Source organism: Phycicoccus sp. DTK01 (genome assembly GCF_017312765.1).
GTDB classification, from domain to species: Bacteria; Actinomycetota; Actinomycetes; order Actinomycetales; family Dermatophilaceae; genus Phycicoccus; species Phycicoccus jejuensis.
In genome coordinates this window covers 213555-233943 of the sequence record NZ_BOPU01000004.1, presented here as the reverse complement: position 1 = coordinate 233943, position 20389 = coordinate 213555, and the positions used below count along the sequence as shown (strand labels likewise).

The window sequence follows — 20389 nt, the reverse complement described above, 5'->3', positions numbered from 1 at the left end:
GGGCCCGGCGCGCGTCCGTTGAACGCCGTCGCAGGTTTCTTCGGCGCGCCGTCGCGCCCCGGATGGCCGCGGGACCCTCGACGGGGTGGTGACCGTCACGCCGACCGGGTGGTGAACGAGCGCTCACCGGCTGAGAGGATGGGAGGCGTTGTGCGCCGGGGACCACCCGACGCAAGACCCCCCACGACACGAAGGGACGAGGGACGGATGAACATCGTCGTCTGCGTCAAGTACGTCCCGGACGCCCAGTCCGACCGGACGTTCCAGGAGTCCGACAACACCGTCGACCGCGCCGTCGACGGCCTGCTCTCCGAGCTCGACGAGTACGCCGTCGAGGAGGCCCTCAAGATCGTCGAGGCCGCCGGCGACGGTGAGGTCACCGTCGTGACGGTCGGCCCCGAGGCCGCCGCCGACGCGCTGAAGAAGGCCCTCCAGATGGGCGCCCACAAGGCGGTCCACGTGCAGGACGAGGCGATCCACGGCTCGGACGCCGTCGGCACCTCGCTCGTCCTCGCGAAGGCCGTCGAGAAGGCGACCGACGGCAGCCCCGAGCTCGTCCTCACCGGGATGTCCTCGACCGACGGCGTCATGGGTGTCGTGCCCGCGATGCTCGCCGAGCGGCTCGGCCTGCCGCAGGTCACCTACGCCTCGGAGCTGACCGTCGGCGACGGCCGCGTCACCATCCGCCGCGACGGCGACGTCGCGTCCGAGACCATCGAGGCTGCGCTGCCGGCGCTCGTCTCGGTCACCGACCAGATCAACGAGCCGCGCTACCCCTCCTTCAAGGGGATCATGGCGGCCAAGAAGAAGCCGGTCGAGACGTGGTCGCTGGCCGACCTCGGCGTCGACGCCGGTGACGTGGGCCTCGGCGCCGCGTGGACCTCGGTCGTCGCGTTCGCCAAGCGCCCGCCGCGCGAGCAGGGCCAGATCGTCACCGACGAGGGCGAGGGTGGCGCGAAGCTCGCCGAGTTCCTCAGCGCCCAGAAGTTCCTCTGACCGCGGCCGCCCGAGACCAGGAGCACAGACCCATGGCTGAAGTACTCGTCCTCGCCGACCACGCCGGGGGGCGCCTGCGCAAGGCGACCGCCGAGCTGCTGACCCTCGCCCGCCGCCTCGGCGAGCCCTCCGCGGTGCACATCGGCCCCGGCGCCGAGACCGCGCAGAAGACCTACGCCAAGTACGGCGCGCACAAGGTGTACGTCGTCGACGATGCCGACGCCGCGACCTACCTCGTGGCCCCGCAGGCCGAGGTCCTCGCGCAGCTCATCGAGAAGACCTCTCCCGCAGCCGTGCTCATCCCGAGCAACGCCGCCGGCAAGGAGATCGCCGCCCGCCTGGCCATCAAGGCCGGCTCCGGGATGATCACCGACGCCGTCGACGTCCGCGCGGGCGAGGACGGCACGCCCGAGACGACACAGTCGGTCTTCGCCGGCTCGTACACCGTGACCGCGAAGGTCACGACCGGCACGCCGATCATCTGCGTCAAGCCCAACTCGGCCTCCATCGAGGCCGCGCCGGAGGCCGGCGCGGTCGAGGCCGTCGAGGTGAGCGTCAGCGACGCCGCGAAGGCGGCCCGCATCACCGACTCGCAGCCGAAGAAGGCGACCGGGCGCCCCGAGCTGACCGAGGCGGCCATCGTCGTCTCCGGCGGCCGCGGCACCGGTGGCGACTTCTCGCCCGTCGAGGAGTTCGCCGACAGCCTCGGCGCCGCCGTCGGCGCGAGCCGCGCGGCGGTCGACGCCGGCTGGTACCCGCACAGCAACCAGGTCGGCCAGACGGGCAAGCAGGTCTCGCCGCAGCTCTACGTCGCGGCCGGCATCTCGGGCGCCATCCAGCACCGGGCGGGCATGCAGACGTCCAAGACGATCGTCGCCGTCAACAAGGACGAGGAGGCGCCGATCTTCGAGCTCGTCGACTTCGGCGTCGTCGGCGACCTCTTCTCGGTCCTCCCGCAGGCCACGACCGAGGTCAAGAAGCGCAAGGGCTGACCCGACCACCGCTCACGAGGCGGTCTCGTCGCGCGCGAGCGCGACAGGTGAGGGGCGAGCGATCCGCTCGCCCCTCTGCCGTACCCGGGGCGACTCCGGCCGCCGGCCCGCCAGGCCCCGAAACGTAGACTCGACCCTCGTGACGCACTACCTCGACCACGCGGCGACCACGCCGATGCTCCCCGCCGCGGTCGAGGCGTTCGTCGAGTCGGCGGGCCGCGTCGGCAACCCCTCCTCGCTGCACACCTCGGGCCGCGCCGCGCGCAAGACCGTGGAGGAGTCGCGCGAGCGGATCGCCGCGGCCCTGGGCGCCCGACCCTCGGAGGTCGTGTTCACCTCGGGCGGGACCGAGGCCGACAACCTCGCCGTCAAGGGCACCTGGCTCGCCCGCCGGGACGCCGAGCCGCGCCGGGTGCGGGTGGTGGCCAGCGCCATCGAGCACCACGCCGTGCTCGACCCCGTCGAGCACCTCGTCGAGCGGCGCGGGGCCCGGGTGTCGTGGCTCGAGCCCGACCGCTGCGGGCACCTGTCGGCGGACGACCTCGCGGCCCTGCTCGCCGAGCACGCCGACGACACCGCGCTCGTCTCCGTCATGTGGGCCAACAACGAGGTCGGCACCGTCCAGCCCGTCGCCGCGCTGGCCGCCGCCGCGCGCGCCCACGGTGTCCCCTTCCACACCGACGCCGTCCAGGCGGTCGGGCACCTGCCGGTGCGCTTCGACGACTCCGGCGTCGACCTGATGACGGTCACCGCGCACAAGCTCGGCGGCCCCCTGGGGGTGGGGGCGCTGATCGCCCGTCGCGACGCCGTCCTCGTGCCGCAGCTCCACGGCGGCGGCCAGGAGCGCCAGGTCCGCAGCGGCACGCTCGACGCCCCCGCGGTCCACGCGTTCGCGGTCGCCCTCGACCACGCGGTCGCCACCCGCGACGTCGAGGCCAAGCGGGTCATGGCGCTGCGCGACCGCCTCGTCGAGGGTGCGCTCGCGCTCGACCTCGGCATCTCGGTGAGCGGCTGCTGGCGGCCGGGAGACGCCGAGGGGCGCCTGCCCGGCAACGCCCACCTCCTCGTCCCCGGCTGCGAGGGGGACTCGCTGCTCTACCTCCTCGACGCGGCGGGGGTGGAGTGCAGCACCGGCTCGGCGTGCCAGGCCGGGGTGCCGCAGCCCAGCCACGTCCTCCTCGCGATGGGCCACGACGAGACCGCGGCCCGCGGCGCGCTGCGCCTCACCCTCGGGCACACCTCGACCGACGCCGACGTCGACGCCGTCCTCGCCGCCCTCCCCGGGGTCGTCGAGCGGGCCCGGCGGGCCGGCGGGCTGCTCTGATGCGCGTCGTCGCCGCGATGTCCGGCGGGGTCGACTCCGCGGTCGCCGCCGCACGGATGCTCGACGCCGGCCACGAGGTCGTCGGCGTCCACCTCGCCCTCTCGCGCTCGGCCGCGACGCTGCGCGAGTCGGCCCGCGGCTGCTGCACCCTCGAGGACGCCGGGGACGCGCGCCGGGTCGCGGACCGCCTCGGCATCCCGTTCTACGTCTGGGACCTTGCCGCCCGGTTCGAGCGGGACGTCGTCGAGGACTTCGTCGCCGAGTACGCCGCCGGGCGCACCCCGAACCCCTGCCTGCGCTGCAACGAGAAGATCAAGTTCGCCGGGCTGCTCGACAAGGCGCTCGCCCTCGGGTTCGACGCGGTGGCCACGGGCCACTACGCGCGCGTGGTCGAGGGGTCGGCGGGGCGCGAGCTGCACCGCGCGGTCGACGCGGCCAAGGACCAGTCGTACGTCCTCGGCGTCCTCGACGCCGACCAGCTCGGGCGCGCCTTCTTCCCGCTCGGGGACCTCACGAAGCCGCAGGTGCGCGAGGAGGCGGCGGAGCGCGGGTTCTCGGTGGCGCGCAAGCCCGACAGCCACGACATCTGCTTCATCCCGGACGGCGACACCCGCGGCTTCCTCGGCCGGCGCCTGGGGGAGCGGCCCGGCGAGCTCGTCGACGCGGTGAGCGGCGAGGTCGTGGGCGAGCACGCCGGCGCGCACGGCTTCACGGTCGGCCAGCGGCGCGGGCTCGGCATCGACCGCTCCCGTCTGGACGGCGACCCCCGCTACGTCGTCGAGGTCGACGCCCCCCGCAACCGCGTGCTCGTCGGCACGGCCGACCTGCTCGGCGTCGACGTCGTCGACGGGGCGCACCTGCGCTGGTGCGGCCCGGCGCCCGCCGGGGAGGTCGCGGTCGGGGCGCAGGTGCGGGCCCACGGCGAGGAGGTGCCCGCGACGGCCGCCGTCGAGGGCGATGCGGTCCGCGTGCGGCTGGAGCGACGGCTGCGCGGGGTCGCGCCCGGCCAGTCGGTCGTGCTCTACGACGGCACCCGGGTCGTCGGGTCCGCGACGATCACGGGGACCTCGCGTGCCGCCTGAGGCCACCCCGGCCGAGCGGCTGCTCGCCGAGCGGGCGGCCCTCCTCGAGCGGCTCGCGGGGATGGAGGCCGACATGGGCCGCCTCGTCGAGGCCTCGCAGGACTCCAACGCCGACGACGAGCACGACCCGGAGGGGCAGACCATCGCGTACGAGCGCTCGCAGCTGGCGGCCCTGACCGACGGGCAGCGCGAGCACCTCGCCGAGCTCGACGCCGCGCTGCGACGCGTGGACGACGGCACCTACGGCGTGTGCTCGGTGTGCGGCGAGCCGATCCCGGCGGGCCGGCTCGAGGCGCGGCCGACGGCCCGCACCTGCGTGCGGCACGCGCGCTGACGGGGTCAGCCGTCGCGGCTGCGCCGGCCGCCGAGGAAGGCCAGGGCGAGCCCGGCGAACGCCACGAGCGGGCCGACGACGGCCCAGAGGGTCACGCCGGTCATCGGGCTGCCGCCGACGTAGCCGAGGCCCTGGAGCATCCAGAGCAGGCCGACGAGGACGAGGACGGCGCCGAGGACGACGGACACGGAGCGGCTCATGCGTCGAAGGCTAACCCGTGCCCCGGGTCGCGGAATAGTTGAACTGTCAACTACTGTTGGACGCGGTGACCCTCCACCCCGGAGGATGACCACGAGGAGCGTGAGTGACATGCCGGCCGTGACCGTCGAGAACATCCTGACCCTGCCCCGGGTCTCCGAGCCCCTGCCCACGGCGGTGTCCCGTCCGGTGCGCTCGGTGACCACCGCCCCGCAGGGCTTCGAGGGCGAGGGGTTCCCGGTGCGCCGCGCGTTCGCCGGCGTCGACCTCGCCGCCCTCGACCCCTTCATCCACATGGACCAGATGGGTGAGGTCGAGTACGCCCCGGGCGAGCCCAAGGGCACCGCGTGGCACCCGCACCGCGGCTTCGAGACCGTCACGTACATCATCGACGGCTCGTTCGTGCACCGCGACAGCCACGGTGGCGGCGGCGTCATCACCAACGGCGACACCCAGTGGATGACGGCCGGCTCCGGCCTGCTCCACATCGAGGTCCCGCCGGAGGAGCTCGTCGTCAGCGGCGGTCTGTTCCACGGCCTCCAGCTGTGGGTGAACCTGCCGGCGGCGCAGAAGATGTCGGCGCCGCGCTACCAGGACATCCGTGGCGGCGACGTCGCGCTGCTGTCCAGCCCCGACGGCGGCGCGCTCGTGCGCGTCATCGCCGGCGAGCTCGACGGGCACGAGGGCCCGGGCATCACGCACACGCCCATCACCGCGCTCCACGTCACCGTGGCGCCCGGCGCGCGGGTGCGGCTGCCGTGGAACCCGGCCTACAACGCGCTCGTGTACTCGCTCAACGGCAACGGGTCGGTCGGCCCCGACCGGCGTCCGCTGCGGATGGGCCAGCTCGCGGTGCTCGGTGGCGGCGACGTCGTCGAGGTCGGCGCGGACGAGAGCCAGGAGAGCCGCAGCCCGAGCCTCGACCTCTACATCCTCGGTGGGCGCCCGATCCGCGAGCCCGTCGCGGCGTACGGCCCGTTCGTCATGAACACCCGCGCCGAGCTGATCCAGGCGTTCGAGGACTTCCAGGCCGGTCGCCTCGGGACCATCCCGAGCGAGCCGCACCCGGGCCACGACGTGCTCTGACCCCGCACGACAGCGACGCCCCCGTCACCGTGAGGTGACGGGGGCGTCGTCGTGCCGACCTGTGGCTCAGCGCTTCTCGCAGGCGATGCCGTCCTTGTCGCGGTCGAGGCCCTTGTTGGCCCGCATGGCCTGCGCGTAGAGCGAGTCGCTCTTGCGGAACGTCGTGACCGGCCGGCCGGACGTGCGGTCCCTGGCCTTCACCTTGCCCACGCCGTGCGGGTACTTCTTGTTGACGCTCGTGCAGTTCTTCCACGTGCCGGTGACGGCGCCCGCGGGCGCGGCCGGTCCGATGGTGAGCGCGACGGCGACCGCCGCGACGACGGCTGCTGCGCCGGACTTCCGGAACATGACGGGTCCTTCCCCCTGGGTGTCGACGGACCGACGCTAGCGGTCGGGACGCCTGCGGCGCAGGCGAACCGGTCAGCGCGTGACCGCGGCGACGAGGAGCTCGACGGCGTCGCCGGCGGAGGACTCGGGCAGACCGGCGTAGCAGACGACCAGGCCGCGCACGTCCGACTCGACGGCGTAGGCCGACAACGGGCTCACCTCGACACCGACGTGCGCGCAGCGCCGGGCCACCTCGTGGTCGTCGGTGCCGTCGGGCAGGCGCAGGACGACGTGCAGCCCCGCGTCGACGCCCTCGAGGACCGCGTCGGGCATCCGGTCGGCCACCGCGGCGACGAGGGCGCCGCGGCGGGCCGCGTAGGTCCGGCTCGCGCGCGCGTGGTGGGCGGCGAGGGCGCCGGACGAGACCAGCTCGGCGAGGGCGAGGCCGGTCGCCTCGTTGACGACGAGGCCGCGCGACTCGACCGCGACCCGGAAGGCGTCGCGCAGGTGCCGGGGGACGGCGACCCACGCCACGCGCAGCGACGGCGCGAGGAGCTTGGAGGCGGTGCCGACGTAGGCGACGTGGTCCTGCGCACCGGGCAGCGACCGGAGCGCGGGGAGCGGGGAGACGTCGTAGCGGAACTCCCCGTCGTAGTCGTCCTCGACGACGAGGCCGCCCGTCGTGCGGGCCCAGTCGAGCAGCGCGACGCGGCGGGTCACGGGCATCCGCGCGCCGAGCGGGTACTGGTGCGAGGGCGTGACGTAGACGGCGGCTGCCTCCGCGGGAAGCCGGGTGGGGTCGAGGCCGTCGGCGTCCACGGGCACGGGGTGCTTACGGACCCCCTCGGCGCCGAACGCCGTCCAGGCCTCGACGTAGCCCGGGTCCTCGAGGGCGACCGTCCGGCCCACGAGCCCGAACGCCTCGGGCAGCGCCCGCAGCGAGCCGCCGACCCCGGGGACGACGAAGAGGTCGTCCGGGTCGACCACCACACCGCGGCTGCGGCGCAGGTGGTCGGCGAGGACGCCCCGCAGGAGGGTGTGCCGCGGGACCTCGCCGGCGTCGTTGCCGGGGAGGGCGTCCCCGACCGCCCGCCACGCCCGCCGCCACGCGGCCCGGTCCAGCAGGGAGGTGTCCGGGCGGCCGGGGCGCAGGTCGAAGCGCGCGGCGGGGACGGGAGGGGCCGGGGTCACGGGGCGCTCGCGGCCCGGCTCGGGGACGTGGGTGGCGGCGCCGGCGCGGGCCGCGACGTCCGCCCCGGCGGCGACGACGGCGCCCGACCCGGCGCGCGAGACGAGGAACCCGGCTGCGGCGAGCTCGTCGTAGGCGGCGACGACCGGACCGCGCGAGACGCCGAGGGAGGCCGCCAGGGTCCGGGTGGAGGGGAGCGTGTCACCGGGGCGCAGCCGGCCGGAGCGCAGGGCGTCGACCACGGCGTCGGCCACCCGGTGGCGCAGCGGCGCGGACGAGTCCGCCAGGCGCAGGGGCAGGTCGAGGGCGCGGGGGGAGCGGGCCACGGCTCGCACCATACCGGTCCTGCCCGATCGGTCGATAGTGGTCCTTCCGCGTGGTCCAGTGGTGTTGGCAGGATGGCCTCGTGACCCTGGAGATGCGCCCGTCGTGCGAGTGCTGCGACGCCGACCTGCCCGCCGACGCCGTGGGGGCGGTCGTCTGTTCCCACGAGTGCACGTTCTGCGCGGGGTGTTCCGAGCACCTCGAGCGGGTGTGCCCTAACTGCGGCGGCGAGCTCGTGCCGCGCCCGACCCGGGTCGGCGACGCGCTGCGCCGCACCCCCGCCTCCACCGAGCGCGTGGTGTCCGCGGGGGAGTGTCCCGGCACCGGCTACTCCGGTCTCGCGCACGCCGACCGTGCCCCCGAGCGGCTCGCTCGCCACGCCGAGCGCGGCAGCACCGAGCGCGGCGCCCTCGACGCGCTCCTCGACGAGGTCCTCGCCGGCACGCTGTCGACCGTCGTCGACGGCCGGCCGTGGGTCGTCCCGATGCTCTTCGCCCGCGACGGCGACCGCATCCTGCTGCACGGCTCGACCGGGGCGGGCGCGCTGCGCCGGGTGGCCTCCGGCGCACCCGCCGCCCTGATGGTCGTGTCCGTCGACGGGCTCGTCGTCGCCCACACGACGTTCGAGTCGTCGGCCAACTACCGCTCGGCCGTCGTCCACGGCGAGCTCGTGACCCTGACCGGCGCCGAGCGCGCCGGCGCCCTCGACCGGCTCTCGGACCGCCTCCTGCCCGGGCGCACCGGCGAGGTACGGCCGACGACCCGCCGCGAGGAGGCCGCGACGCTCGCGATGGCCCTCCCCATCACCGACGGACGCTGGCTGCTCAAGGCGCGCGCCGGGGGCCCGAGCGCCCCCGAGGAGGAGACCGCCGGGGCCTGGTGCGGTGTCGTGCCGCTGCGGACCGTGGCCGGTGTGCCCGAGCCCGCGCCGTGGGCCGGTGACGCGCCGGTCCCGGCCTCCGTCGAGGCACTCGTCGGACGGTGGACGTGACGACGTCGGCGCCGGTGCGTGCCACCGGGATCGGCTCCTGGCCGGGGGCGTCGGCCCGCGAGGCCGTCCGCACGGTGCGCGACCTCCTCGTCGACGGCGACGGCTTCGGGCTGCCCTTCCTCCCCGAGACGCCCGCGCGGGGTCCCGGGGCCGACATGGTCGGCCGGGCCGCCGGGATGCTCGTCGACCTGCCCGTCGACCTCCAGCCGAGCGGATGGCGGCTGGTCGACCGGCCGGGCCGGGACGCCTCGCGCACCGCCTCGCTCCTGCGCGAGGACCTCGACGAGCTCGCCGAGGCCTACGACGGCTGGTCGGGCCCGCTCAAGGTGCAGGTCTGCGGGCCGTGGACGCTGGCCGCCACCCTCGAGCTGAACCGCGGCGAGCGGGTCGTCACCGACCCCGGCGCCGCCGCGGACCTGCGGGCCTCGCTCGCCGAGGGGATGGCCCGCCACGTCGCCGACGTCCGCCGGCTCGTGCCCGGCGCCGAGGTGGTGCTCCAGGTCGACGAGCCGGCCCTCACGGCCGTCCTCGAGGGCTCGCTGCCGACCGCGTCCGGCTACGGCCGGGTGCGCGCGGTCGACCCGCAGACCGTCGCCTCCGGCCTGCGCGAGCTCCTCGCGGCCCACGACGGGCCGACCGTGGTCCACTCCTGCCACCCCGCCGCGCCCGTCCCGCTCCTGAGGTCGACCGGGGCCGGGGCGCTCGCGCTCGACCTCACCGCCGCCTCGCCCGCGCGCTGGGAGAGCGTCGCGGCGACGCTCGAGGCGGGGACCGGGGTGTACGCCGGCGTCCTCGCGACCGACGGCTCGACGAACGACACCGGGGCTCACCGCGCGCTCGTCGAGGGCCTCGGGCGGGCGGGCCTGGACGCGGCCGCCGTCGAGGGGCTCGTCGTCGCGCCGACCTGCGGGCTCGCGGGGGTCACCCCCGCGGTGGCGCAGGGGGTGCTGCGGGCCACGCTCGACACCGCGCGGCGCCTCGCCGAGCAGGCGTCCTGATGGCCGGCCCGCGGGTGGCCTGGCAGGTCAAGTTCGTCGCGCTCGTCCTCATCTGGGGTTCGAGCTTCCTGCTCATGAAGGTCGGGCTCGAGTCGCTCGAGCCGGTGCAGATCTCCGGGCTGCGCATCGTCACCGGCGCCGTCGTCGTCACCGCGCTGCTCCTCGCCGGGGGCGGGCGGCTCCCGCGAGGGGCGCGCGTCTGGGGGCACCTGCTCGTGTGCGGCTTCCTGCTCGCGACGCTCCCGTTCACCCTGTTCGCGCTGTCCGAGACGCGGATCTCGTCGGCGCTCGCCGGAATCGGCAACGCCGCGACCCCGATCGCCACCGTGCTGGCGACCCTCGCCCTGCTCCCCGGCGCCCGGGTCACGGGACGGCGCCTCGTCGCCGTCGGCGTCGGGTTCCTCGGCGTCGTGACGATCATGCAGCCGTTGACCTCGACCGAGGGGCCGGACCTCGTCGGCTTCGCGATGGCCCTCGCGGGCGGCGCCAGCTACGGCGTCGGCTGGACCTACAACCGCCGCTTCCTCGCCGGCGCCGACCTCGGCGGGCTCGCGATGCCTGCCGCCACGCTGCTCACCGGGCTCGCGCTCATGGTGCCGACGGCGCTCGGCTGGGCGCTGACCCGCCCCGAGGGCCTCGACGCGCTCTGGGCGCACGGGGCCGCGACGGACGTCCCCGGATGGCTCCCGCTCGCCTGCGTCCTGGTGCTGGGGGTCGTGGGTACCGGCTTCGCCTACGTCCTGCAGTTCGACGTCGTCCGGGGCGCCGGGCCGGTCGTCGGCTCGACGATCACCTACCTCATCCCGGTCGTCTCGGTGCTGCTCGGCGTCCTCGTCCTCCACGAGCGGCTCGGGGCCTGGCAGGTGGTCGGCTTCGCCGTCGTCCTCGGGGCGGCGTGGGTCGTCAACCGCCGGCCCCGCACCCCCGAGGCCGCGGTCGTGCGGGAGCGCGAGCAGACCACCGCCTGACCGAGGCTCGGCTCAGCCCTCGGCGGGGGCGCGGACCTCGCGGCGCAGGATCTTGCCGGTCGGGCCCTTGGGCAGCGCGTCGACGACCCACACCTTCCGGGGGTACTTGTAGGCCGCGATGCGCTCCTTCGTGAACGCGATGATGTCCTCCGGCGTCGCGGTCGAGCCCTCGCGCAGCGCGACGGCCGCACCGACCTGCTCGCCGAGGAGGTCGTCGGGCAGGCCGACGACGGCGACCTCGAGGACGTCGGGGTGCTGGTAGACGACCTCCTCGACCTCCCGGGGGTACACGTTCATCCCGCCGCGCAGGATCATGTCCTTCTTGCGGTCGACGATCGTGAAGTAGCCCTCGTCGTCCATCGTCGCGAGGTCGCCGGTGCGGAACCAGCCGTCGGGGATGGCCTCCGCGGTCGCCTCGGGCTTGTTCCAGTACCCCTTCATGACGTTGTCGCCACGGATGGCGATCTCGCCGACCTCGCCGACCGGCACCTCGTTCCCGTCGAGGTCGACGCACCTCATCTCGCACCCGGGGATGGCCACGCCGATGGTGCCCGGCTTGCGCTCCTTGTCGGGCATGTTGAAACTCGCGACGGGGGAGGTCTCGGACAGGCCGTAGCCCTCGAGGATGACGCAGCCGAACTTCTCCTCGAAGGCCTTCATCACCTCGAGCGGCATCGCGGACCCGCCACTGGCACAGGTGCGCAGCGAGCTGGCGTCCATCCCGTCCGAGCTCGGGTGGTTGAGGATCGCGGCGTACATCGTCGGCACGCCCTGCATGATCGTCACCCGCTCCTTCTCGATGACCTCGACCGCGGCCTGCGGGTCGAAGCGGGGGATGAGGGCGAGCGAGGCGCCCGAGATCGTCGCCGCGTTGAGCCCGACGACGAGCCCGAACACGTGGAAGAGGGGCAGGCAGCCCATGACGACGTCGTCGGCGGTCATCTGCTGGATGACCTGCGCCGAGCGCATCGCGTTGAGGTGGATGTTGCTGTGGGTCAGCTCGGCGCCCTTCGGGCGGCCGGTCGTGCCCGAGGTGTAGAGGATGATCGCGGTGTCGTCGTCCTCGCGGGGAGTGGGCTCGGGGACCGGCGTCCCGCCCTCGAAGTCCTCCGGGCCCATCGCGCCCGTCGTCACGACCCGGGTGCCGCTGTTCTGCGCCCCCTTGACCGCCTCGTCGACGAAGTCCGGCCAGACGAACGCGATCTTCGCGCCGGAGTCGGTGAAGAAGTAGTCGATCTCGCCGGACTTGAGGAGCGGGTTCATCGGGACGACGATGCCGCCGGCGAGGAGGATGCCCCAGTAGACGACCGGGAAGGCCGGCACGTTGGGGAGGATGACGGCGACGCGGTCACCGGGCTGGATGCCGTTCTCGCGCAACGTCCCCGCGACCTTCGCGGCCATGCCGTGCAGCTGGGCATAGGTGACGCCCTGGCCGTTGACCCGCAGCGCGTTCTGCTCGGGGTGCGCCGCGGCGGTCGTCGTGAGGTTGGTCGAGAGGTTGGTCATCGGTGCTCCTGGGTCCGGCGTCGGTGACGGACCCCCATCCTCATACGCCGGGGCGCGCTCGCGCCAGAGGTCGGCCGACCCGGCTCTCCTCGTGTCGAGGCGCGGGACCGTTCAGTCCTCGTCGACCGGGCGGACCTCGACGACCGGGTGGGCCCGCAGCAGGACGCGGGCGGCCTCGACGACCGCGTCCCGATCGCTCGCCTGCACGACGTAGAAGCCCGAGAGCTGCTCGGCGGTCTCGGCGAAGGGCCCGTCGGTGACGAGGGCGTCCCCGCTCGGGTCCCGGCGCAGCGTGGCGACGCCGACGCTCGGACCGAGGGCCGCGCCACCGGTCACCGACCCGCCGGCGGCGCGCAGCCGCTCGACGAACTCGACGTCGGTGTCGTAGGTGGCCTGGCGCTGGTCGGCGGTGGCGGCCAGCCAGGCCGCCTCGTCGTCGGCGGGGAACATGACGATGAACTCGGGCACGGTGGGCATCCTCTCGTGGGGGCGGTCACCGGGACGACGAGCGAGCGGCCCGGTTCTCGACAGCCGCCCTCCCACGACCTCGCACGGCGGCGGGCTAGCCTCGCCGGATGACCGCCGCCGACGAGCTGCTCGCCTCCTGCGAGGGCCTCCTCGACCAGTACGAGGCGCTGTGCCGTGAGCTGGGCGAGCACCACGTCAACGCCCGGCTCGACGAGGTGCCCGGGTCGAACAGCGCCTTCGCGCTCGTGACGCACGTCGCGGGAGTCATGGCGCGGTGGGGGAGGACCGTCAACCGCGGCCTGCCCGTGCCGCGCGACCGGGACGCGGAGTTCCGTGCCGCGGGCACGGCGGAGGAGGTGCTCGCCCTGCTGGCGCGCGCCCGCCGCGACCTGGCCGACGACGTGCGCGCCGCGCGGCTCGGGGAACCGCCCGTCGCACCCCCGCCGGACCAGCCGGACGCGTACCCCACCCAGGGTGCGGTCCTGCTCCACGTCCACGAGGAGCTCGCCCAGCACCTCGGGCAGCTGGAGGTGACGCGCGACATCGTCCTCCAGCGTGCCCGCCGCAAGGCCGGGCAGCGCTAGGGTCCGTCGCAGGAGGGCGGGGGGTCCGTCCGGGAGGGACGCTCGTGTCGGCCTCGATCACCAGCGTGCTGTCGATGCTCCTCGTGGTGGCGCACCTCGTGCCGCCGCTCGTGGGGCTCGTCCTCGTCGCCCGGCGGCGCACCCGCGCGTCGTGGCGGACCTTCGCCCTGCTGTCCTTCGGCATCGGCCTCGTGAGCGGGGTGTCGCAGGCCGCCATCACCGGGAGCTTCTGGTTCGGGGGCACGTGGGGGATGGAGGTGTACCCGGTGCTCTCGCTGCTCCAGACCGCGCTCGGCCTGGTGTCGCTCGTCGGTTCGGCGCTCGGCGTCGCGGCCGTCCTCGCCGACCGTCGGGACGACGAGCCCGCCCCGCCCGCCGCGTCGGCGCCCGGGCCGTACCCGCGGGGCTGACGCGCGCCGGGCCGTCGGTGGTCTGCGGCAGGATGGGCGGGTGAGCGAGACCCCGACCGACCCCGCCGCGCAGGAGCCCGCCGCCACCGTCCCGGACGAGGTCCGGCACGAGTGGGAGACGCTGGCCGAGGAGGCGCGCGGCCACCAGTTCGCCTACCACGTCAAGGACGCACCGACGGTCAGCGACGGCGAGTACGACGCGCTCATGAAGCGCCTCAACGCCCTCGAGGACGAGCACCCCTCGCTGCGCACGCCCGACAGCCCGACCCAGCAGGTCGGCGGGGCCACCTTCTCGACGGACTTCACGGCCGTCGACCACATGGAACGGATGCTCAGCCTCGACAACGCCTTCTCCGCCGAGGAGCTCGCGGCGTGGGCCGCGCGGGTCGAGCGCGACGCCGGAGGAGCGTCGTTCCACTGGCTCTGCGAGCTGAAGATCGACGGCCTCGCGATCAACCTGCTCTACGAGAACGGCCGGCTCACCCGCGCCCTGACCCGCGGCGACGGGCGAACCGGCGAGGACGTGACGCTCAACGTCCGCACCATCGACGGCGTCCCCAGCGAGCTGCACGGCGACGACGTGCCCGAGCTCGTCGAGGTGCGCGGCGAGGTGTTCTTCCCCATCGAGGCCTTCGGCGACCTCAACGCCTCGCTCGTCGAGCAGGGTCGGCCGCCCTTCGCGAACCCCCGCAACGCCGCCGCGGGGTCGTTGCGGCAGAAGGACCCCCGCGTCACCGCGACCCGCCCGCTGCGGATGCTCGTCCACGGCATCGGCGCCCGGCGCGGCTTCGACATCACCCGGCAGTCGGAGGCCTACGACCTGCTCCACGCGTGGGGCCTACCCACGAGCACGCACTACCGGGTCCTCGGCAGCGTCGAGGACGTCCAGGCCTTCGTCGACGGCTACGGCGAGCGCCGGCACAGCGTCGAGCACGAGATCGACGGGGTCGTCGTCAAGGTCGACGAGCTCTCGGTGCAGCGGCAGCTCGGCTCGACGAGCCGCGCGCCGCGCTGGGCGATGGCGTTCAAGTACCCGCCGGAGGAGGTCAACACGAGGCTCCTCGACATCCAGGTCAACGTCGGCCGCACCGGCCGGGTCACGCCGTTCGGGGTGATGGAGCCGGTCACCGTCGCGGGCTCGACAGTCTCGATGGCCACGCTGCACAACGCCCACGAGGTCGTGCGCAAGGGCGTGCTCATCGGCGACACCGTCGTCCTGCGCAAGGCCGGCGACGTCATCCCCGAGATCCTCGGCCCGGTCGTCGCCCTGCGCGACGGCTCGGAGCGCGAGTTCGAGATGCCGACGCGCTGCCCCTCGTGCGGCACCGAGCTCGCCTACGAGAAGGAGGGCGACAAGGACATCCGCTGCCCCAACTCGCGCTCCTGCCCGAGCCAGCTGCGCGAGCGGCTGTTCTCGCTGGCCGGTCGCGGCGCGTTCGACATCGAGGCGCTCGGCTGGGAGGGCTCGACGGCGCTGCTGGAGTCCGGCGTCCTCGACGACCCCGAGCTCGGCGGCCCGAGCGAGGCGATGGTGTTCTCGCTCACCGCTGCCGACGTCGCCCGTGTGCCGCTCTACACGCGCGCGGCCAAGAAGACCGACCCCGAGGACGCCGTCGTCGACGGTCGCGTCCTGTCGGCCAACGGGCAGCGGCTCGTCGACAACCTCGGCTCCGCCAAGGACCAGCCGCTGTGGCGCGTGCTCGTCGCGCTGTCCATCCGGCACGTCGGGCCCACGGCCGCCCGGGCGCTCGCGCAGCACCTCGGCTCGATGGAGCGCGTGCGCGAGGCGAGCCTCGAGGAGCTCGCCGGCGTCGAGGGCGTCGGCCCGGTCATCGCCCAGGCGGTCCGCGAGTGGTTCGACGGCGAGGGGTCCGACTGGCACCGGCGCATCGTCGAGCAGTGGGCCGCCGACGGGGTCCGGATGGAGGACGAGCGCGACGAGTCGGTCGAGCAGACCCTCGCCGGCCTCACCGTCGTGGTCACCGGCTCGCTCGAGGGCTACTCGCGCGACGAGACCAAGGAGGCCATCCTCGCGCGCGGCGGCAAGGCGTCCGGGTCGGTCTCGAAGAAGACCGACTACGTCGTCGTCGGCGCCAACGCCGGCTCCAAGGAGGACAAGGCCCGCGAGCTCGGGCTGACCATCCTCGACGAGGCGCGGTTCACCCGCCTGCTCGAGACCGGCTCACCCGACTGAGGCCCCCGCCCGCGCGCGTCAGTGGTGGCCCTCGATCTGGTTCTGGATCGCCGCGTTGATGTTCTTGCCGGCGTCGCTCGCGTTGCCCGGCACCCCGTCCCGGAACGCCTCGCGCACGACCTTGGCCCAGAGGGCGGGGTCGTTGGCGAACAGGTGGCGGTACTGCGGCTTGACGTTGACGAGGTTCATCGCGTCGCGCACGGACATCCCGTTGAGCAGGTGGGCGGGGTCGTTGACCACGTTGCTCCACCGCAGGTTGGGGTGGTTCGGCACCGAGTAGCGGTTGCCGAGGAAGCGCGGGATGTCGTTGAGGATGTCGCGGAGCTCGTGCATGAGGCTGTCGAGGTCGGTGACCGAGTTCTTGAGCCCGGTGATCTTCGGACCGATCTCGGCGACGAGCGCCGACACGCGGGTCGTCGCCTGGTGGATGACCAGCGGGGTCGCCGCGCCGAGGGTGATGACGAGCTCGGCGACGTAGCTGCAGATCGCCCCGGCGATCTGCGCCAGGGCGTCGCGCAGCAGCCCGTGGACGAAGCCCACGATGACCGCGGCGGCCTCGGTGCCGATCGACATGGCCCGGGCGGCGCCGGACCAGAACGACAGGCGGTCGGACATCTCGTCGACGTGCTCGCGGTAGCGCGTCATGTTGGGGCCGGACATGCCCTCGAGCTTCTGGTTCGCCCCCATGACGAAGGTCGTGTTGCTCGCCGAGAGGCTGTTGGCGACGTTGAGCCACGTGCCGGCGAAGGCGCTGACCTCCTCGGGGTTGCCCGCGAGGTCGTCGAACCAGCTCTTGATCGGGTCCAGGTGGTCGATGACCCACCCGATGCCTGCGGCGAACAGGCTGCCCAGCGGGTCACTCACCGTCGCCACGACGTCGAACCCGACGGCCACGCCCGACAGCGCCGCGTCGACCCAGCTGCGGTCGCCGATGGCCTGGCACAGCGAGGTGCCCGAGTCGATGAGACCGGCGCCCGAGGTGGCCGACCGCTCGCCCGGGGCGACGACGAGGTCGCTCATCGGCCGGCCCCCGCGACGTTCCCGGCGGCGCTCGCGTCGTCGTCCTGGTAGTTCGTCACCTGCGTGCGCAGGATGGTCACCGTCTCGCCGAGGTCGGCGGCGGCGTTCGAGATGCCGGTGTTGACCGCGCCCGCGAAGAGCGCGACCGTGCTCGCGAGGAACTGGTTGATGACCCCGAAGGACGACCCGTCGAGCGTCGTCTCCGCGGCCGTCGAGCTCGAGCGCACGTCGGCCTCGATGCCGGCCAGGCTCACGGCATGCTGCTGGATGCCCGTGGGGTTCACGTCGTACTGCACGGTGTTCCGTCCCTCCCGAGGTCCCTCGACCCCTCCGCCCGTACGATATGCGGACTCGCCACCCCTGACGATGGGGAGCGCTCCCCGCCGGGTGTCGGGGTGGGAATCTCGACCGAAGGGACGACCGATGGCCTGGGGGCTGCGGCTTCTGCTCGTGCTGGTGGGGATCGGGGTGGTCGGCATCGCTGCACTCGCCCTGTGGCTCATCGTCCGCCCGGTCGTCACCGAGGCGCTCCGTGCACGCGCGACGGGGGACTGGTGGGTCCCGTTCCTGCCGAACGCGACCGGCGGATACGGGCCGCTGGCCGAGAACCACTGGTGGTCGGCCATGCGCGCCGAGACCCCCGGGTCGTCCGGCGGCCTCGCGGTGCGCTGGGGCTTCTGGGCCCTCATGAGCGTGCTGCTCGTCGTCGCCGCGGGCAGCATCGTCGTCAACGTCCTGCGTCTCCTGGCCCGAGGCTGGTCGGCGGTCGGCTAGGACGCGGTCGGCCTCCGGCTCACCACATTCCGCCGCCGGACGGCGGCGGGGGCGGGGGACGCCTCGGTCCGCGGTCGCCCTCGTCGGTCCCCGTGCGCAGCACGGCCGGCCGGTGGAGCGCACCGGCCTCCCACTGCTCGCGGACGGTGCGGACCTCGGAGGCGTCCTCGCCGAACGCGTCCTCGGCGGTGCGTACGACATGGCGGGCGACCTCGGCCCGGGCACGTGAGATGGCCTCGCCCACCCGCGCGGCCAGCGCGTCGCCGCCGTCGGCGCAGGCGCTCGTCGCGATGCGCAGGTCGACGAGGGCTCCGGTGCCGCTCACCGTCGCTCGCACGCCCTCGTGCTCGCCGGCGGCTCGCTGCTGCTCGGCGGTGCGACGCCACTCGAGGGCGGTGCGCGCGCGGGTGGCGAGCCGGTCGAGCTCGGCCTGGCCGAGCCCGTCGATGCGGCTGAGGTCGTCGAACCCGCTCACCAGGCACCTCCCTGCGGTCGGGGGCGGGGGTCCGGCTCGTCGCGCTCGGCGCGGGGGGTGAGCCGCTCGACCTCGTCCGTCACCGCGGCCGTGGTGGCCGACCCGGGTCCCCACGCCGCCGCGGTGGACTCCTCCGTGCGCCGGCGCAGGTCGCGCTGGGCCTCGGCGTGCGCCTCGAGCACGGCCTGGGCGACGGCCTGACCGCCGTGGCCGGCGGCGGTGTCGCTGATGCCGAGCCCGACGACGGTGCCGCCCAGGTCGACCTCGACGCTCACGCCCCCGCGCAGGGCCGTGCCCCGGCCGGTGAGCTGCTCCATCTCGCGCACCCAGACGCCGGACCGCTGCGCGCGCTCGTGCGCGGCCTCGACCTGGGCGTCGATGTCTCCGTAGCCGTTCCCGGCCGATGACCCCACCATGGGCGCCACCCTAGAGGACCGGCGCTCCCCCGGGGCGTGGTCGCGACGGCTACCGTGCGGGGGTGGTCGACGACGCGCGCGAGGTGGTGGTCCGGGTGCAGCGAGGGCTGCGCCTCCTGGCCACCGTGATCATGGCGCCCCTCTGCCTGGGCATCCTCCTGGCGGTCGTCGACGCGGCCCGCGCCGGCGACCCCGGTGTCCCGCTGGGCCGTTCGGGGTGGACCGGCTACGTCGTCGTGGGCTGGGCGGTGTCCGGCCTGCTCCTTGTCGCGATGGCGGGGTCGCTCCTCGTGCTCTGGCGCACGGAGGTCCGCGTCGGGCCGTGGACCGTCATCCGGCGGACGGTGTTCGCCCGGCGGGAGACCGGGCTGCAGGACCTGCGACGGGTCGTGCTGCGCGGGCCGACGACCTCCTCGCCCACCGGCCCTCGGCCCGCGGCCGTGCTGCTCGTCGACAAGGACGGCCGGACCGCGGCCGCGCTGAGACCCACCGAGACGGGGTTCACGGAGGCCCTGGCCGTCGTGCACGGCTGGACGCAGCGCCGTCCCGACCTCGTGCGCGACGAGGACACCGCGGCGCTGCTCAGGGCCGTCGGTCCCCGCACCCCCGCCTGAGCGGGTCCTGCTACTCGACGGGTGTGCTGCGCAGCGCCCGAGGCGCGTTGAGGTCCAGGGCCACGGCCACGACCCGGATGACGAAGACCAGTCCCACGCACAGCCAGGCCGTGAGGGGCGTCAGGGCGTCGAGGTCGTGCAGGAGGACGACGAGCGCCGCCCCGACGAGGGCCGGAACGGCGTAGAGCTCGCGCTGGAGCACCTCGGGGACCTGACGGGCGAGGACGTCGCGGAGCATCCCGCCGCCCACCGCCGTGATGCCCCCGATGAGCGTCGCGGCCAGCGGCCCGGCCGACCGGTCGAGGGCGACGAGGGCGCCGCTCACGGCGAAGACCGCGAGCCCGGCCGCGTCGAGCAGGCGCACGACCGACGAGACGCGGCGTCGCCGAGCGTGCGGGCGGGTCGAGGACGACTGCTCCCACGTGCCGTGGAGGAGGAACACCCCGAGGCCGGCGGTCACGGCCGCGGCCAGCAGGCGCCAGTCGCTCACCGCCACCGGCGGGGTGATGCCGAGGAAGAGGTCGCGGATGATCCCGCCCCCGAGGCCGGCGACCCAGCCGAGCACGAGGATGCCGAAGAGGTCCAGCCCCCGACGGACCGCGACGATGGCGCCCGAGAGGGCGAAGACGAAGACCCCGACGACGTCGAGGACCGTCTGGAGCGACGCGGTGTCGGTGAGCACCGGCCGATTCTCGCAGCGGCACGGGCCGGAGGGGACGATGGGCTGACCGCCGTCCTCGACGCGACCGGTCCTGCGTCTCGCTGTTCCGGGCGCCGCGCGGCCGTGACCGCGTGCCCCCATAGACTGACCGCCATGGCCGACCTGACCCGCGACGACGTCGCGCACCTCGCCGGGCTCGCCCGGATCGACCTCTCGGACGCCGAGCTCGACCGCATGGTCGGGGAGCTGGGCGTCATCCTCGAGTCCGTCGCGACGGTGCAGCAGGCCCCGATCGCCGACGTCGAGCCGATGAGCCACCCGCTGCCGCTCGTCAACGTGACCCGCCCGGACGTCGTCCGGCCGTCGCTGACGCCGCAGGAGGCGCTCGCCGGCGCCCCCGAGAGCGAGCAGCAGCGCTTCAGCGTGCCCCGCATCCTGGACGAGGAGTGACCGACCGC

The 20389-nt window shown here is 74.5% G+C and carries 25 protein-coding genes; 15 read left to right on the top strand and 10 right to left on the bottom strand.

Translation table 11 applies throughout. From position 1 onward, the window contains the following. The first annotated feature begins 207 nt into the window (after positions 1-207). The 5 genes from J3473_RS11160 to J3473_RS11140 all read left to right on the top strand — a co-directional run bounded on the left by J3473_RS11160 (position 208) and on the right by J3473_RS11140 (position 4728). Positions 208-996, top strand: a complete 789-nt coding sequence (locus J3473_RS11160; RefSeq protein ID WP_030527847.1) for an electron transfer flavoprotein subunit beta/FixA family protein — start codon at positions 208-210, stop codon at positions 994-996. Positions 997-1028: 32 nt separating this feature from the next. Further along, a complete protein-coding gene (locus tag J3473_RS11155; protein WP_030527848.1) occupies positions 1029-1988 on the top strand; it encodes an electron transfer flavoprotein subunit alpha/FixB family protein in 960 nt (319 codons plus the stop codon). A gap of 139 nt (positions 1989-2127) precedes the next feature. Next, on the top strand, positions 2128-3312 hold the full coding sequence (locus J3473_RS11150) for a cysteine desulfurase family protein (protein WP_030527849.1): 1185 nt from the start codon (positions 2128-2130) through the stop codon (positions 3310-3312). Further along, positions 3312-4394: a tRNA 2-thiouridine(34) synthase MnmA gene (gene mnmA / locus J3473_RS11145; RefSeq protein ID WP_207023398.1), complete on the top strand. Its 1083-nt coding sequence runs from the start codon at positions 3312-3314 to the stop codon at positions 4392-4394. Before J3473_RS11150 ends, mnmA begins: the two co-directional genes overlap by 1 nt. Further along, positions 4384-4728 carry a TraR/DksA C4-type zinc finger protein gene (locus J3473_RS11140; protein ID WP_030527851.1) on the top strand — a complete coding sequence of 115 codons (345 nt, stop codon included), beginning with the start codon at positions 4384-4386 and terminating at the stop codon, positions 4726-4728. Before mnmA ends, J3473_RS11140 begins: the two co-directional genes overlap by 11 nt. Before the next feature lie 5 nt (positions 4729-4733). Here the strand turns inward: J3473_RS11140 and J3473_RS11135 are convergent, their stop codons facing one another. Next, a complete protein-coding gene (locus tag J3473_RS11135; RefSeq protein ID WP_030527852.1) occupies positions 4734-4928 on the bottom strand; it encodes a hypothetical protein in 195 nt (64 codons plus the stop codon). Positions 4929-5037: 109 nt separating this feature from the next. Between J3473_RS11135 and J3473_RS11130 the strand changes: the two genes are divergently transcribed. Beyond that, positions 5038-6012, top strand: a complete 975-nt coding sequence (locus tag J3473_RS11130) for a pirin family protein (protein WP_207023396.1) — start codon at positions 5038-5040, stop codon at positions 6010-6012. Between the two features lie 66 nt (positions 6013-6078). Here the strand turns inward: J3473_RS11130 and J3473_RS11125 are convergent, their stop codons facing one another. Both J3473_RS11125 and J3473_RS11120 read right to left on the bottom strand, forming a co-directional pair. Beyond that, positions 6079-6360, bottom strand: coding sequence for an excalibur calcium-binding domain-containing protein (locus tag J3473_RS11125; protein WP_207023394.1), 282 nt, complete (start codon positions 6358-6360; stop codon positions 6079-6081). Between the two features lie 72 nt (positions 6361-6432). After that, entirely contained in the window at positions 6433-7854 is a 1422-nt protein-coding gene (locus J3473_RS11120) for a PLP-dependent aminotransferase family protein (protein WP_207023392.1), read from the bottom strand. A gap of 80 nt (positions 7855-7934) precedes the next feature. Here J3473_RS11120 and J3473_RS11110 point away from each other — a divergent pair, with 80 nt between their 5' ends. Genes J3473_RS11110 through J3473_RS11100 form a run of 3 tightly spaced genes read left to right on the top strand, consistent with a single transcriptional unit; the run spans position 7935 to position 10809 of the window. Further along, positions 7935-8843, top strand: coding sequence for a DUF1272 domain-containing protein (locus tag J3473_RS11110; protein WP_242525823.1), 909 nt, complete (start codon positions 7935-7937; stop codon positions 8841-8843). Next, positions 8840-9841, top strand: a complete 1002-nt coding sequence (locus J3473_RS11105; RefSeq protein ID WP_242525822.1) for a methionine synthase — start codon at positions 8840-8842, stop codon at positions 9839-9841. Before J3473_RS11110 ends, J3473_RS11105 begins: the two co-directional genes overlap by 4 nt. Further along, on the top strand, positions 9841-10809 hold the full coding sequence (locus tag J3473_RS11100; protein WP_207023390.1) for a DMT family transporter: 969 nt from the start codon (positions 9841-9843) through the stop codon (positions 10807-10809). The genes J3473_RS11105 and J3473_RS11100 overlap by 1 nt, the downstream gene beginning before the upstream one ends. Positions 10810-10821: 12 nt before the next feature. On the opposite strand, the gene J3473_RS11095 is transcribed toward J3473_RS11100, so the two are convergent. Further along, entirely contained in the window at positions 10822-12315 is a 1494-nt protein-coding gene (locus J3473_RS11095; protein WP_207023388.1) for a long-chain fatty acid--CoA ligase, read from the bottom strand. A gap of 111 nt (positions 12316-12426) precedes the next feature. Next, the gene (locus J3473_RS11090) at positions 12427-12783 is read right to left on the bottom strand and encodes a YciI family protein (RefSeq protein WP_207023385.1); all 357 of its coding nucleotides are present in this window, start codon (positions 12781-12783) and stop codon (positions 12427-12429) included. A 107-nt stretch (positions 12784-12890) separates the two neighbouring features. Here J3473_RS11090 and J3473_RS11085 point away from each other — a divergent pair, with 107 nt between their 5' ends. Genes J3473_RS11085 through ligA form a run of 3 tightly spaced genes read left to right on the top strand, consistent with a single transcriptional unit; the run spans position 12891 to position 15971 of the window. Then, the gene (locus J3473_RS11085; RefSeq protein WP_207023383.1) at positions 12891-13367 is read left to right on the top strand and encodes a DUF664 domain-containing protein; all 477 of its coding nucleotides are present in this window, start codon (positions 12891-12893) and stop codon (positions 13365-13367) included. Positions 13368-13411: 44 nt separating this feature from the next. Then, positions 13412-13777 carry a hypothetical protein gene (locus tag J3473_RS11080; RefSeq protein ID WP_030527862.1) on the top strand — a complete coding sequence of 122 codons (366 nt, stop codon included), beginning with the start codon at positions 13412-13414 and terminating at the stop codon, positions 13775-13777. 40 nt (positions 13778-13817) lie between these two features. Further along, positions 13818-15971, top strand: a complete 2154-nt coding sequence (gene ligA / locus J3473_RS11075) for an NAD-dependent DNA ligase LigA (protein ID WP_207023380.1) — start codon at positions 13818-13820, stop codon at positions 15969-15971. 18 nt (positions 15972-15989) lie between these two features. Here the strand turns inward: ligA and J3473_RS11070 are convergent, their stop codons facing one another. Further along, the gene (locus tag J3473_RS11070; RefSeq protein WP_051750394.1) at positions 15990-16991 is read right to left on the bottom strand and encodes a hypothetical protein; all 1002 of its coding nucleotides are present in this window, start codon (positions 16989-16991) and stop codon (positions 15990-15992) included. After that, entirely contained in the window at positions 16988-17287 is a 300-nt protein-coding gene (locus tag J3473_RS11065; protein ID WP_207023378.1) for a hypothetical protein, read from the bottom strand. The genes J3473_RS11070 and J3473_RS11065 overlap by 4 nt, the downstream gene beginning before the upstream one ends. 127 nt (positions 17288-17414) lie before the next feature. Here J3473_RS11065 and J3473_RS11060 point away from each other — a divergent pair, with 127 nt between their 5' ends. After that, the gene (locus J3473_RS11060; protein ID WP_030527866.1) at positions 17415-17765 is read left to right on the top strand and encodes a hypothetical protein; all 351 of its coding nucleotides are present in this window, start codon (positions 17415-17417) and stop codon (positions 17763-17765) included. Positions 17766-17784: 19 nt separating this feature from the next. On the opposite strand, the gene J3473_RS11055 is transcribed toward J3473_RS11060, so the two are convergent. Both J3473_RS11055 and J3473_RS11050 read right to left on the bottom strand, forming a co-directional pair. Further along, positions 17785-18240: a hypothetical protein gene (locus tag J3473_RS11055; protein WP_207023376.1), complete on the bottom strand. Its 456-nt coding sequence runs from the start codon at positions 18238-18240 to the stop codon at positions 17785-17787. Beyond that, a complete protein-coding gene (locus J3473_RS11050; protein WP_207023374.1) occupies positions 18237-18656 on the bottom strand; it encodes a YbaB/EbfC family nucleoid-associated protein in 420 nt (139 codons plus the stop codon). The genes J3473_RS11055 and J3473_RS11050 overlap by 4 nt, the downstream gene beginning before the upstream one ends. A gap of 62 nt (positions 18657-18718) precedes the next feature. Here J3473_RS11050 and J3473_RS11045 point away from each other — a divergent pair, with 62 nt between their 5' ends. Next, a complete protein-coding gene (locus J3473_RS11045; RefSeq protein ID WP_207023363.1) occupies positions 18719-19270 on the top strand; it encodes a hypothetical protein in 552 nt (183 codons plus the stop codon). Positions 19271-19280: 10 nt separating this feature from the next. On the opposite strand, the gene J3473_RS11040 is transcribed toward J3473_RS11045, so the two are convergent. Beyond that, the gene (locus J3473_RS11040; protein ID WP_030527870.1) at positions 19281-19952 is read right to left on the bottom strand and encodes a trimeric intracellular cation channel family protein; all 672 of its coding nucleotides are present in this window, start codon (positions 19950-19952) and stop codon (positions 19281-19283) included. 132 nt (positions 19953-20084) lie between these two features. On the opposite strand from J3473_RS11040, the gene gatC reads away from it, so the two are divergent. Further along, on the top strand, positions 20085-20381 hold the full coding sequence (gatC, locus tag J3473_RS11035; protein WP_030527871.1) for an Asp-tRNA(Asn)/Glu-tRNA(Gln) amidotransferase subunit GatC: 297 nt from the start codon (positions 20085-20087) through the stop codon (positions 20379-20381). Positions 20382-20389: the final 8 nt, after the last annotated feature.